This window comes from Bradyrhizobium sp. (assembly GCF_030654605.1).
Classification (GTDB): domain Bacteria; phylum Pseudomonadota; class Alphaproteobacteria; order Rhizobiales; family Xanthobacteraceae; genus Bradyrhizobium.
This window is the reverse complement of the sequence record NZ_JAURXB010000035.1, coordinates 18,747-32,967: the sequence shown is the minus strand read 5'-3', so window position 1 is coordinate 32,967 and position 14,221 is coordinate 18,747. Positions and strand designations below refer to the sequence as shown.

Sequence of the window (14,221 nt, the reverse complement as noted above, 5' to 3'; positions counted from 1 at the left end):
GCCGCTGCTGCAGCCGTCGATGGGACTCGATCCCGACCGGTTCTCGCTGCTGAAGAAGCCGCTGCGCTGAGGGCGAAGGCGATCCGATCCAACGATCGTCATCCCCGCGCAGGCGGGGATCCAGTACGCCGCGGCTCGTCGACTCCATCACTGACGTCTCTGGAATACTGGATCGTCCGCCTTCGCGGACGATGACAGCAAGGGGATGACGAGCCTCGGCGATCTCGCGACGCGTTTCGCCCGAGGTTTGCCGGTAACGTCACGCCCTCTCCGATTCGAGGGCGCAGGGAAAGCCGGATGCACGCTGCACCCGCGGTCTCGTGTGCCAGTAGAGTGGAAGGGATGCACACGAGAATACAGGTCCAGCGGAAACATCCGACTTTCCCTGCGCGGCGGTTTACGGCTTATACATGCTCTCCTCGGTGAGCCCTGCGCTCTTGCCACCGTCGCCCGCGCTGCCTTGAGCGGCGAACTTGACACCAGCCCTTGGGGTGTCGGGACCACATGACTTCGCCGTCCGCTTCAGACGCCCTCGTCAGGAGCGCCATCCACGTCCACCGCTTCCCCGCCCCGCGCTGGTACGTTGCGCGACGCCCCTCTGAGTGGGACGGGATGGCGGAGATATAACTCGGTTCTCACTTCTGGAAAACAGAAATATTTTTATCGGCGGGGCTTGACATGAATTCCGATAAACAGAAGTGATTTGCCCGTCGGGTCGTTTTGTCGCGGCCGGCCCGGAAGACTTCGCTTGCACGCAAAGCCAGTAGGATGGGTGGAGCTTAGTTCGTAGGATGGGTTGAGCGACCGGCATCCGCCGAAGCCCAAGCCGGCGAAGGTGGAAGCGAAACCCATCGAGGCGATCGCATCATATGCGATGGGTTTCGCCAAGGGCTCAACCCATCCTACGGACTGGCCTGATGGTCAATTCCGCGGTATCCATCGGTCATTGCGTCACCACGAGACCGTGCCGACATGACCGGCTACCGTCGCAACTTCATTGCCGGGGGCAGCTTCTTCTTCACCGTCAATCTGGCGGAGCGCCGGCTGCGGTTGCTGACGCAGCATATCGACGAATTGCGCAACGCATTTCGCGAAACGCGCCGGCGGCACCCGTTCACGATCGATGCGATGGTTGTGCTGCCCGATCATCTCCACGCAGTCTGGACGCTGCCCGAGGGCGACGCGGATTTTGCCACCCGCTGGCGGCTGATCAAATCGGCCTTCTCACGCAGTCTTCCAGACGGCGAACGGATTTCAGACAGCCGCGCCGCCAGGGGCGAACGCGGCATCTGGCAGCGGCGCTATTGGGAGCACACCATCCGCGACCAGAGCGATTTCGCGCGGCACGTCGATTACATCCACATCAACCCGGTCAAGCATGGGCTGGTGCCGCAGGTCAGGGAGTGGCCGTATTCGTCGTTCCACCGTATGGTGAGGCTCGGAATTTATCCGGAAGATTGGGCGGGCGATGTCGGGGATCAGGGAGGGGAGTTTGGCGAAAGGCCGTAACGCTTGCGGCGAGGTGATGGGTTTCGCGAAGGGCTCAACCCATCCTACGGGCTGTTACAATTTCCGTGGGAGCTGGCTTCGCCGGGCATGCTGCAGTGCAGACCAGGGGTCCACAAGAGACGATATACACCGGCTCCGGTCCGCAACTAAAAGGCCTTGAAGCCTTTTATGGCACAGCCGGCTGAGATGGTCTTCAGGCTACCAAACGATGTCTGGAGGCGCGGATTGCAATGCACATTCTCAGGATGCGAAATCATATCATAAAGCTTAAGAATGTTATCACAGTGTCATCGCATGTCTCGTAATTTGCTAACGCCGCCACCGCATATGAGCTGGAGCGTTGCTCGCTTCGCAATCAATGGCAATGGCGTCTGTCTATGGCGTGCCATTCCAAACAACACTAGATTGGGTATGAAACGCTGTAAATGGAGGACCTGCGCACCATGTCTAGTTGTGTGGCTTACGAAGAGGTAGACTTTGTCGACTATTTCGCTCGTGCGACCAATGTGAGCGAAGTGCATCTGGCTCGTATCGCTGAGGAGCCAAAGTGTCTCGCGGTCATCGACGCCGTCGTCAAAACGCCGATGCGATTGGGAATCGCACTGTGGCACGTTGGCGACGAGCTTGACCGTCTCGAACTTTCTCAATCGGGCGGTAGCCCCGGGCTAAACGGAAGGAAACGACAGTATCCATTTGGCTACATCCGGCTGATGAAGCAGGTCGCACGCAGAATCGAATTGGAGGTTGAGGACCCGCGGTCCTTCAGTGTCCGCCCAGAGATCAGGCACCGGTTTCGTGAATTCTACGAATTTTCTCCAATGTCGGAGCTCGACTTTCAAGTTTGGCTCAACCGGGACGCACCGTTTGAATGTCCTGATCGAGATTTAGAAGAGATTTGGTCAACGCTGAAACGGCGCGACGTACACGAGTATTTATGGCACTGGCAGATCGCTCATACAAATGTATTAGAATATCTGCTGAACGATCGGCGGTTTATCGCCGGACTTGAAGCATCATACGCACACAAGTCTGGATTCAGTTCAGACCGCATTTACGGCATGATTGATGAAATTGGAGCAAGCCGAATTCGAGATCTGAATACAACGTTTCGTTTCATGCTGTACGGGCGTCTCGCTGAAAGGATAGCGATGGGTCTGATGCGCGTTCCGACTGGGTTGAGAGTCGAATTTCCAGAATATTATGATGCGAGCAACAGCGACGTCTAATTGTCGTCTTCCACCTAGACCGAATCAGCCTCAGCAGGAGACCACAGATGGCCAACGTCCTCTATGTCGATGCCAACGCGTTCAAAGGCTTAGCCGTAGCGGGCTTGTTGAATACCTTGCTCGACACGGGACGCCAAGTGATCGTTACGACATCTGTCAGAGATGAGCTAAGCTCCTCTCCTGGCAGGGCGTCCGATCTCGAAGCGATTAGCTGGATTAACCGGAACATCGTTCTCGGGAACGTTAGAGAAGTAAATACTTCTGAACTAGGAACAGGAGCAGGTGAACTAAGTATAAGAAATCAGATACTGGCCCATCCCGAGGATAACTCGCTCGCCATTTCAGAAGATCGAGTTGGGCTTAATGCGATATTTGGTGCGACGAGCTCCGTCGGCTCGCCCGCGCCCGTTTCAACGCTTAGCTTTTTGTCCGGCGCCGTGTTGAATGGGGAGATCAAGTACTCGGATGCGGTCGATGGCATTAGCCGCATCATTGATCACTCGGCAGCGAATGACAATATGGTGCTATTTATGCCGACCAATCAGGACATGCCAATTCCCCTTAACGTTTTCGGCTCGAGTGCGATAGGATCTACCGGAACCAACACGGGAGGATGGCGGGTCGGTCCTAGCGACACACCCTGGCCGGGAGTTCCCGGCGGAGTTATCCTCTTTCCTGGCGTTGACTCTGTATCCGGAATGATGGGGGACATTCAATTCATAAATCCCGCATATTTGGCAAGCCAGGTCGACATGAGGTCCGATCCAGGAGTCAGGCTCGCGCTTGGCGCATTTGGACGGATCACGTTGTTCGCGGGTGCTACCGAGGTCGAGGGGGCGCCCGTCGTCGGAGTCAATCAGACGGTTCTGTACCCTGACGGCAGCATCGTCGCAACGCCAAGGGGTGACGTTCCTCTTAAGCTCAATGACATTCGCGATTTCTACATGGACGAGGATGGGACAACGAAATTTGCTTTGGCGGATCCAAATTCGTTGAACAATCTGGGCTCGTTCGTCATCGACAGTTCCGGCGCTGCTAGCTTCAGCTTGGAACACATTGGCGGCGGAACGACGAAAACCTTCGACTTCGCAGCGGGCGCATTGATAGAGATCGGCACCGACGTAAACGGCGACGGCGTGTTTTCCTTCGGTTCGGGCGGCAACTTAGTAATCACGGACAACGGCTTCACCAATCTGATCGGCGGCACGCCAAGCGTCAGCAGCCTTCTGGTCACCAGCAATGAGGCCTACGGGAGCGGCAATCTCATCTTCAACTACGGCACCAACTACTACGGCAACGGCACCATCTCCAACAGCGGCGGGCTGTTCGGGACCGGTTACGATTTCAACAACATTCTCGACCTCGACTATCAGATAACGTCGGGCTACGGGTTGGGCTCGATCTACAACACAGGCCTCTACAACTACTACAACGACTCGATCTCATCGCTCCTCGTCAATCCCGGCAACACGATCGGCTATTCCGGACTTGACGGTTTGTTCGGCCTGTCCGACCTGCCGATCGGCGCGTTCTACGAGAGCCGCTCCCCGGGCCACGATCCCGCGCCCTCGATCGCGGCGGCTACCCCGGTGGTGTTGAACTCGCTCGGCCAATGGGTGAGCGAGGCCTATCTGAAAAGCCTCGACACCAACCACGACGACAAGCTGACCGGCACGGAGCTGGCATCGCTGCGCGCCTGGGTCGACGGCGACGAGAACGGCGTCGCCGAGACGGGGGAGATCAAGACGCTCGCCGCGGCGAACATTTCCGAGATTCGCGCGATCAACGCCCTCTATTACACTCTCGGCAACGCCATCGCGGCGGCCGCTGCAATCACGGCGCCGACGAAGTCGAGCGACGCGGTCAGCATCTCGCGGGTCAACTATGTTCAGAGCGTGCCGGCGAGCAACTTTCGGGCGCTTCGGGACACCGACAACCTCTACGTGGTCAACGGCAGCACATACTACAATTTCAACGGCGTGGTGAAGATCCACCCGACATATCGAACCTATATGATCGGCACCGACGGCAATGACTCCTTCGACGTCGGCTACTTTTCTGCCACGTCGTATCTCAACGTCAACGTGCTGGTCAATTTTCTCGGCGGCAACGGCGACGACATCGTAGGCGGGAGCACCCGCGACGACAATGTGTGGGGCGGCGTCGGCAACGACGTGTTGTGGGGCTATGCCGGACACGACAGGCTTTACGGCGAGGAAGGCGCCGATATCATCCTGGCCAACGAAGGCAACGACTATCTCGACGGCGGGAGCGGCGACGACCGGCTGTTCGGCTATGTCGGCAACGACGTGCTGAATGGCGGCGACGGCAACGACCTGCTGGTGGGCTTCACTCCGAGCGACGATCCCAAGCAGACGCTTTCCGCCGGCGAGACCGACAACGATTACCTCTATGGCGGCGTTGGCTTCGACGACCTCTCTGGCGACTTCGGCGACGACTATCTCGATGGCGGCAGCGAAGACGACTGGCTGAGCGGCGGCGCCGGCAACGACGTCGTATTCGGAGGCACGGGAGCGGATCAACTGCAGGGCAACGAGGGCAACGATCTCCTCGCCGCCGAAGCCGGCAACGATCTGCTGTTCGGGCAGGTCGGCAACGATACGCTGTGGGGCGGCGACGGCGACGATGTGCTGGTGGGCTTCACCGCGTCCGACGAGGCGAAACAGTCGCTTTTCGCCGGCGAGACCGATGCCGATTTCCTCTATGGCGGCAACGGCAACGACGACCTTTTTGCCGGCTTTGGCGACGACACGCTCGACGGTGGCGCCGGCTGGGACATCCTGCTCGGCCAGGACGGCCACGACACGATGTTCGGCGGCGCCGACAATGACGAATTGCAGGGCGGCGCCGACAACGATCGCCTGCTCGGCGAGGCCGGCAACGACAACATGTTCGGCCAGACCGGCAACGACATTCTGTGGGGCGGCGACGGCGACGACGTCATGCTGGGGTTTACCGGCGCGAACGAGACCAAGCAGACGCTGGCCGTCGGCGAGACCGACGACGACACGCTCTATGGCGGCGCCGGCAACGACCTGATGCTGGGCGGACTGGGCAAGGACGCGCTGCAGGGCGAACTCGGCGCCGACCAGTTGCAGGGCGGCTATGGCAACGACCTGCTGTATGGCGGCGATGGCGAAGACCTGCTGTTCGGCCAGGTCGGCGACGACGTGATGTATGGCGGCGCGGGCGACGATATCCTGGTCGGTTTTACCGGCTACAACGAGGCCAAGCAGACGCTGAGCTTCGGCGAGACCGACAATAATTGGCTTTACGGCGGGGCCGGCAACGACCTGCTGCTCGGCGGGCTCGGCCGCGACTATCTCGACGGCGGCGCCGGCGCCGACATCATGGAGGGCGGCAAGGACGACGACGCCTATATCGTCAACAGCGTCAACGACAGCATCCTCGAGCTTGCGGGCGAAGGCTATGACTTCGTCGTCAGCAGCGCCAACTACCTGCTCAATGCCAACATCGAGGAGTTGCGCCTGCTCGAAGGTTACAACATCCACGGAACCGGCAACTCCCTCGACAATCTCATCATCGGCAATTCCAGCGACAACATCCTCGACGGCGTCACCGGCGCCGACACGATGATGGGCGCCCTCGGCGACGACACATATTACATCGATCATGTCGGCGACCAGACAGTCGAACTCGCCGGCGAAGGCATCGATACCGTGCAGACCACCATCAGCATGGTGCTCGCGGCCAACGTCGAAAACATGATCCTGCTCGACTTCGCCAAGCCGGAAAAGGGCCTGGTCGACGGCGCGCCCGCGCTGGTCTACGGCTACCCGAAGGCCAACGAGCTGGACTATATCCAGGGCGACGCGGTGCCGGACTATTGGGGCACCTGCGCGCTGACCTCGATCGCCAACATCCTGACCCAGGCCAACCAGCCTTCCACCGAGAGCGACGTGGTGCTGCGCGCCATCCAGCACGGCTGGGCGGTCACGGATCCGACCCTGCCGCCCTATGAGCGCGGCGGTTCGAACTACATGGACCAGCAGGCACTGCTCGACAGCTACGGCATCCGCAATGCCTTGATCGAAGGCTACAACGAGGACGGCATCGCCAATCTGATCCGAAGCGGCCGCGGCGTCGTCGTCGCCGTCAATGCCGGCATCCTGTGGGGCGAGGCCGGTTACGTGGACTCCGGCGTCGTGAACCATGTCGTCACCGTCACCGGCGTGGTCTACGGCGAGGCCGACGGCGAACTGCTCGGATTCTATATCGCCGATTCCGGGCGTCATAAGGTCAGCGACATGACCCGCTTCGTCGACACCGCGAGCTTCATGGCGGCGGCCAATGTGCCGTACGCCTACGCGATCTACACCAAGGAAGCCATCAAGCTGTGGGACGAAGCCATCGACGGCACCGGCAACGGTCTCGCCAACAACATGGTCGGCAACCGCAACAACAACGTGCTGCGGGGCATGGCGGGCAACGACGTGTTGAGCGGCGGCTCCGGCGATGACACCTTGAACGGCGGCGACGGATCGGACACCGCCGTGTTCAGCGGCAACTTCGCCGACTACCGGCTGGGGTTGGCCAATGGCGTCGTGACCGTGACGGACCTGATTGAGAACCGCGACGGCATCGATCGCTTGATCGACGTCGAATTCCTGCGGTTCGCCGATGGCACCGTTCCATTCGATACCCCGCCGGTTGCGCATGACGACACCGGCACGACCGATGTGAACCATGCCGCCGCGCTGACCGCGGCAAGCCTGCTGGCCAATGACGTCGATCCCGACGCCAGCGATACCAAGTCGATCGTCTCGGTCTCGTCGAAATCGGCGCTGGGCGCGGCGGTGAGCCTTCAGAACGGCCAGGTGGTCTACGATCCGCGGGCGGCGGCCGCGTTGCATGGCATCGGCTCCGGCCAGAGCATGTCCGACACGTTTACCTACACCATGCGCGATTCCGCCGGTGTCACCGCGACCGCGACCGTGACCATGACGGTGAATGGCGTCAATGCGCCATCGGTCCCGAGCGGCCTGTACCGAATCGGGTCCGAATTCCTGGTCAACACCATGACAGCGGCCAACCAGACCGATCCGACGCTGACGGCGATGGCCAATGGCGGCTTTGTCGTGACCTGGCAGGACAGCAGCGGAACGCTCGGTGACGGTTTCGGCACCAGCATCAAGGCCCAGCTCTTCAATGCGGCCGGCGACAAGGTCGGCAGCGAATTCTTGATCAACAGCCAGGTTCAGGGTTATCAGATGAACCCCGCGATCAGCGCGCTCGCGGGCGGAGGCTTTGTCGCAACCTGGGAATCGAATGGCATCAGGGCGCAGGCTTTCGATGCAACGGGCGCCAAATCCGGCTCCGAATTCCTGGTTGGCCAGACCGGATGGGCGCAGATCAAGCCCGAAGTCACCGGGCTGGCCGACGGCAGCTTCGTCGTGACCTGGCAGGACGGGTTCTACGATGGCGACCAATACATCTACGGGACGACCAGTTCATTCAGCATCCAGGCACAGATCTACGGTCCCGCCGGCAACGCCATCGGCAACCGCTTCCAGATCAACGCCCCCACCACGCGCGACCAGGAAGCCCCCGACATCACGGCGTTGACCAACGGCGGTTTCGTCGTAGTTTGGCAGAACGACTACGACTGGAACATCAAGGCCCAGAGGTTCGATGCCGGCGGCAACAAGGTCGGTGCCGAACTGCTGGTCAGCGCGCCGACCAGCCATGCTGACGTAACCCCTACGATCATCTCCCTCGCGAACGGTGGGTTTGTCGTGACGTGGATCAATTCCGGGTCGATCGCCGCTCAAATTTTCGACGCTTCGGGACAAGCGGTCGGAAGTCAGGTGCAGGTCGCCGCACTGACCGGTTTTGCCGGTTACAGCACGATTCCCGCCATCGCGCTGGCGAATGGGGGTTTCGTCGTGACATGGATCGGCTCCGACAGTGCGTCCGGCGACAGCACCGGGACCTCGATCATGGCGCAGGCATTCGATGGCGGCGGCAACAAGGTGGGTTCCGCGTTTCTGGTGAACACTGAAACGGCCGGCTATCAGCTCAATCCGGTGGTCGCCGCGCTTTCCAATGGCGGCTTCGCCGTCAGTTGGCAGGATGGCGACCTCTATCTTCCCGCCGGAAGCGGCACGCTCGGCGATAGCAGCGGCGCAAGCATCAAGGCCCAGGTGTTCGGGATGAACGCCGCCAGCACCGTCGCCGGCACCTCCGGCAATGACACATTGTCAAGCGCCGGCGCATCGACGCTGATTGGAAACGGCGGCGACGATACCTATCGTCTTGCGCAGTCGCAAAATTCGAGCGTTATCGTCAACGGTTCTGCAGGCAGCCCGGCGCCGGCGGGAACCCTGGAGTTCACCGCCATCAATCCGAACCAGCTATGGCTCGATCACGCCGGGTCGGACCTCGTGATCGACGTTCTAGGGACCGGCCAGCAGGTGACGATCCAGAACTGGTACGGAAGCTCCGGGGCGCAACTCGCGGCGGTCCAAGCGGGCAATTTCGAGCTTGCGAACAGCCAAATTGATGCCCTGGTCCAGGCGATGGCGACGTTCGAGTCAAATTATGCAGCCAGTCACGGCGGCATGGCATTCAATCCGAATGCCGCGAGCCCAACCATCGTGGACGCCGCGGTAGCCGCGGCGGTGAACAACGCTTGGCAGCAGGCAGCCTAGCGAGACTCACCGACCTCGCAGGATCCCAGGAGCGAAGCAATACTGGCTGAACCACGAACCGGCAAAGTCAGAGTTTCGCAAGCGCTCACTCCATCCTGCGGACTGCATCAAACCCGGTGCCGGTGCTCCTTGCACCGGCCTAGCCATGCAGTATGGTCCCGGCCAACCGCATCTCGTGGCCCAGCCGGAACCGTCCATGACCCAGCCCGCTCCAAAACGCTTCCCCACCCCCGCCATCGACGCCCTGCCCGACGATATCCGCACGCGCCTGCTCGGCGTGCAGGAAAAATCCGGCTTCGTGCCGAACGTGTTTTTGACGCTGGCGTACCGGCCGGATGAATTCCGGGCGTTCTTTGCCTATCACGACGCGCTGATGGAGAAGGACAGCGGCCTGACCAAGGCCGAGCGCGAGATGATCGTGGTGGCGACGTCGAGCGCCAACCAGTGCCAGTATTGCGTGATCGCGCACGGCGCGATCCTGCGGATTCGCGCCAAGAACCCGCAGATATCAGACCAGATCGCGGCCAACTACCGCAAGGCGGACATCACGCCGCGCCAGCGCGCCATGCTCGACTTCGCGATGAAGGTGAGCGCCGAGGCGCAGCTCGTTTCGGAGGCGGATTTTGTCGGCCTCGCCGGCCACGGCTTTTCCGACGACGACATCTGGGATATCGCCGCGATCTCCGCCTTCTTTGCGCTGTCGAACCGGATGGCGAACGTCACCGCGATGCGTCCGAACGACGAGTTTTATCTGATGGGACGGCTGCCGAAATGAGGTCCCGCACGGACGCATGATCCGGCGTCGCCCGCGGACGACCGCTGTGGGTTCCGTTGGATCGATTGCCGCAGCCGTGCCATGTGTCATCTTCCGCCAACATTTTCTGTGAGACGCATCGCGGGCGTGCTAAATGGGGTCAGCCTTTCCCGGAGCTGGCAGCCCTGAAAACCCAGCAGCCCATACCCTCGGATGACGAGCATCGCGTGCTCAAATTCCGGCCGCGCACTTTGGCGCATCCGCCGGGCCAGCGGGGGGAGCCGGACAACCAGGCCCGGCAGCAGCCCCAAAATCTGACCCGGGATCTGACCCGGGATCTCTCGCGCTTCGAGCGAGCCCGCGAGGAACCCGACGAATTCCGGCATCGCATGCTGGCGAACGTCGCCGCCCTTGCCTTCACCGTCGCCCTGACGGCGATCGGAATATGGCTGGCGATGAGCATCGCCGACCTGCGCAAGACCCAGGATTGCGTGCTGATGGGACGGCGCGACTGCGCCCAGATTTCGACGCCGCGCAGCTAGCCACCCCGCATCGGATGCGAGGCAGGCTTTCGCTTGAGAACGCTATGGATTTTCAGGAAAATCCGGCCGTTTTACCCGTGAATCCGGCCCCTCGCAGCCCGCCTCCATTGAACTCAGGGCCTCGCTCCGATATACGGGCACTCAACTCCGGCTGGGGGATGAGGCAATCCGGAGCGCCGCGCCCCGATCCCGTGCCGCTATCGGATTTATCTCCAATATATCAAAGGCTTAATGATGTCTTCTACATTCGATCAGATCGCCACGATTATCGCCGAAACCTGCGACATCCCGCGCGACACGATCACGCCGGAGAGCCACGCCATCGACGATCTGGGCATCGACAGCCTCGATTTTCTCGACATCGCGTTTGCCATCGACAAGGCGTTCGGGATCAAGATGCCGCTGGAGAAGTGGACCCAGGAGGTCAACGACGGCAAGGCGACCACCGAGCAGTATTTCGTCCTGAAGAACCTCGCCGCCCGCATCGACGAACTGGTCGCGGCCAAGAGCGCGGGCGCCTAATCGCCCGCCATGCAACTTGATTATTTCAGGCTGATTGACCGCATCGTCGAGATCGACCTCGAGGCCAGGACGATCATCGTCGAGGCCCAGGTTCCGCAAGCGCACACCATCTTCGAGGGACATTTCCCGGGCTTCCCGATCATGCCCGGCGTGTTGCTGACGGAGGCGATGGCGCAGAGTTCCGGCTGGCTGCTGCTCGGCGTGACCAGGTTCGAGCGCATGCCGTTCCTGGCGATGGTGAAGGAAGCCAAGATGCGGGGTTTCGTCAGTCCCGGCCAGCTGTTGACGATCGAAGCGAAGATCGAGCACGAAGGCTCGGGCTTTGCCGTCACCTCGGCCAAGGCGCGGGTCGGCACCGAACTGAAGTGCAGCGCCACCCTTACCTTCCGCCAGATTCCCTTCCCCGATCCGTCCCTGCGCGTCCATATGGATGCGGTGGCCAACGAGATCGGCTTTCCGATGCAGGCCATGACGCCATGAACAAGCCGAAGGAAGCCTGGATCACCGGTATCGGTATCGTCTCGTCGCTCGGCGAAGGGCTGGACGCGCATTGGGATGCCCTCAATGCACGCCGCATCAACGTCGATGAAAAGCGCTTTGCCCCCTACATCGTCCACCCGCTGGCGCCGGTCAGCTTCGACGCGCAGATCCCGAAAAAGGGCGATCAGCGGCAGATGGACGCCTGGCAGCGCATCGGCACCTATGCCGCCGGGCTGGCGCTGGACTCCGCCGGCGTCAAGGGCAACCAGGAAATCCTCGGCCGAATGGACATGATCGTCGCAGCCGGCGGCGGCGAGCGCGACGTGCCGGTCGACCTCGCCATCCTCAATGCCTACGTAAAGAGCAATGCGGGTCCCGCCTTTCTCAATGAAAGGCTGATGAACGATCTGCGGCCGACGCTGTTTTTGACCCAGCTCTCCAACCTGCTCGCCGGCAACATCGCTATCGTTCACGGGGTTTCCGGCACCTCGCGCACGTTCATGGGCGAGGAAGCGGCGAGCATCGACGCGGCGCGGATTGCGCTGGCGCGAATACAATCCGGCCAAAGCGACATCACCCTGGTCGGCGCCGCCCATAATGGCGAGCGGACGGATCTGCTGATCCTCTATGAATTCGACGACTTCAATCTCAAGGACAAGTTCGACCCGGTTTGGGCGCGCGACAAGCATAGCGGCTTTGCGCTGGGCTCGGCGGGCGTTTTCCTGGTCATCGAATCCAGGGAGCACGCCGAGGCCCGCGGCGCCAGGCCTTACGCCAGGCTGACCAACGTGGTCACGGACCTGGCGCAACGCAAGCAGCCGGGCGCGGTGACGAAATCGCTGGAAGCGCTGTGGTCGAAGCTCGGGATGCCAAAAGACAATGGCGCCTTGATCACAGGCGCGACCGGGGTCGAACCGGTCACCTCAGAGGAAAGAGCATTTCTGAGCGGGCACCCCGGCTGCGCGGTTCGCGCCACCGGAACCTCGTTCGGCCACACGCTGGAGACCCAGTTTCCCCTGGGACTGGCGCTGGCCGCGCTTTCGCTCTCGCGCGGCGCGCTGTTTCCGCCGAACGATCCGACCGGGCTCGAGGTTGAAATGACTGACCCGCCGACCCAGATTGTGGTCATGGGAGCCGGTCACTGGCAGGGCGAAGGCATGGCCCTGGTCGAGGCCATCAACAAGTAGAGACGGCGTGGGATCGACGGGGACATCATGACAGCACCACGCGACAAATTCGGCAGACCGATCGTCGTCGTTACCGGCATGGGCATCGTCACGTCGCTCGGCGCCGGCAAGGCCGACAACTGGAAGAAACTGACCGCGGGCGAATCCGGCATCCGGACCGTGACGCGCTTTCCGATCGACGGCCTGAAGTCGACAATGGCGGGAACGGTCGATTTCGTCACCGTCGAGCCGAGCTCGTCGACCGGCTTGACCGAGCGGCTCGCCGATATCGCCACCGAGGAGGCCCTCGGGCAGTCCGGTATCGGCAGAATGGGCGATTTTCCGGGACCGCTGTTTCTCGCCGTCGCCCCTGTCGAGGTTGAATGGTCGCAACGGATCGAAGTCGGACGCGCCGTCGGCAAACCGGATTTCGACGTCAACGACGTCCTTGCCATCAGCGGCGGCGGAAAATTCTCGCCGTATCATCACCGCTTCATGTTCGGCTCGGTCGCGGGACATCTGGCCGAGAAATTCGGCACCAAGGGATCGCCGATTTCGCTTTCGACCGCCTGCGCGTCGGGCGCCACCGCGATTCAACTCGGCGTCGAAGCCATTCGCCGCGGCGAAACCGACGCCGCACTGGTGGTGGCGACCGATGGCTCGGTCAATCAGGAAAACCTGATCAGGTTTTCGCTGTTGTCGGCACTATCGACCCAGAACGATCCGCCACAGGCCGCCTCCAAGCCGTTTTCGAAGAACCGCGACGGTTTCGTCATTGCGGAAGGCGCCGGCACGCTGGTGCTCGAAAGCTTTGAGGCCGCCGTCGCCCGCGGCGCGCCAATTCTCGGCGTCGTTGCCGGCTGTGGTGAATTGACCGACTCGTTTCACCGCACGCGCTCCAGCCCGGACGGCAAACCGATCATCGGCTGTGTCCGAAAGTCGCTGGCGGATGCCGGCATGACGACCGAGCAGATCGACCACATCAACGCGCACGGCACCGCGACGCCGGAAAACGACAAGATGGAATATCAGGGCATCTCGGCGGTGTTCGGCGAACGCGCCCAGCAGATTCCGGTGTCGTCGAACAAATCGATGATCGGCCATACCATCTCGGCCGCGGGCGCCGTCGAAGCGATCATTTCGCTGCTGACGCTCGAACATCAGCGGATTCCGCCGACCATCAATTATGAGATTCCGGATCCCGCGATTCCCTTCGACGTGGTTCCGAACGTCGCCCGCGACGCGCGCGTCACCGCCGTGATGTCGAACTCGTTCGGATTCGGCGGCCAGAATGCTTCGCTGATCCTGACGCGCGAACCGATCTAGCGGC

The 14,221-nt window shown here is 61.4% G+C and carries 9 protein-coding genes; all 9 read left to right on the top strand.

Annotation, left to right across the window (positions count from 1 at the left end; genetic code table 11):
* Nucleotides 1–972: 972 nt before the first annotated feature.
* On the top strand, nt 973–1,509 hold the full coding sequence (locus Q7U29_RS03655) for a transposase (protein WP_304738545.1): 537 nt from the start codon (nt 973–975) through the stop codon (nt 1,507–1,509).
* Between the two features lie 425 nt (nt 1,510–1,934).
* Complete coding sequence (locus tag Q7U29_RS03650; RefSeq protein WP_304738544.1) at nt 1,935–2,735, top strand: hypothetical protein; 801 nt, start codon at nt 1,935–1,937, stop codon at nt 2,733–2,735.
* A gap of 992 nt (nt 2,736–3,727) precedes the next feature.
* Entirely contained in the window at nt 3,728–9,427 is a 5,700-nt protein-coding gene (locus tag Q7U29_RS03645; protein WP_304738542.1) for an Ig-like domain-containing protein, read from the top strand.
* A 196-nt stretch (nt 9,428–9,623) separates the two neighbouring features.
* Nucleotides 9,624–10,202: a peroxidase-related enzyme gene (locus tag Q7U29_RS03640; RefSeq protein ID WP_304738540.1), complete on the top strand. Its 579-nt coding sequence runs from the start codon at nt 9,624–9,626 to the stop codon at nt 10,200–10,202.
* Nucleotides 10,203–10,366: 164 nt separating this feature from the next.
* Complete coding sequence (locus Q7U29_RS03635; protein ID WP_304738549.1) at nt 10,367–10,723, top strand: hypothetical protein; 357 nt, start codon at nt 10,367–10,369, stop codon at nt 10,721–10,723.
* 234 nt (nt 10,724–10,957) lie between these two features.
* Entirely contained in the window at nt 10,958–11,245 is a 288-nt protein-coding gene (locus Q7U29_RS03630) for an acyl carrier protein (RefSeq protein WP_304738538.1), read from the top strand.
* A gap of 9 nt (nt 11,246–11,254) precedes the next feature.
* The gene (locus Q7U29_RS03625; protein WP_304738536.1) at nt 11,255–11,725 is read left to right on the top strand and encodes a 3-hydroxyacyl-ACP dehydratase FabZ family protein; all 471 of its coding nucleotides are present in this window, start codon (nt 11,255–11,257) and stop codon (nt 11,723–11,725) included.
* A complete protein-coding gene (locus Q7U29_RS03620) occupies nt 11,722–12,912 on the top strand; it encodes a beta-ketoacyl-ACP synthase (protein ID WP_304738534.1) in 1,191 nt (396 codons plus the stop codon). The genes Q7U29_RS03625 and Q7U29_RS03620 overlap by 4 nt, the downstream gene beginning before the upstream one ends.
* A 27-nt stretch (nt 12,913–12,939) precedes the next feature.
* On the top strand, nt 12,940–14,217 hold the full coding sequence (locus Q7U29_RS03615; RefSeq protein WP_304738532.1) for a beta-ketoacyl-ACP synthase: 1,278 nt from the start codon (nt 12,940–12,942) through the stop codon (nt 14,215–14,217).
* Nucleotides 14,218–14,221: the final 4 nt, after the last annotated feature.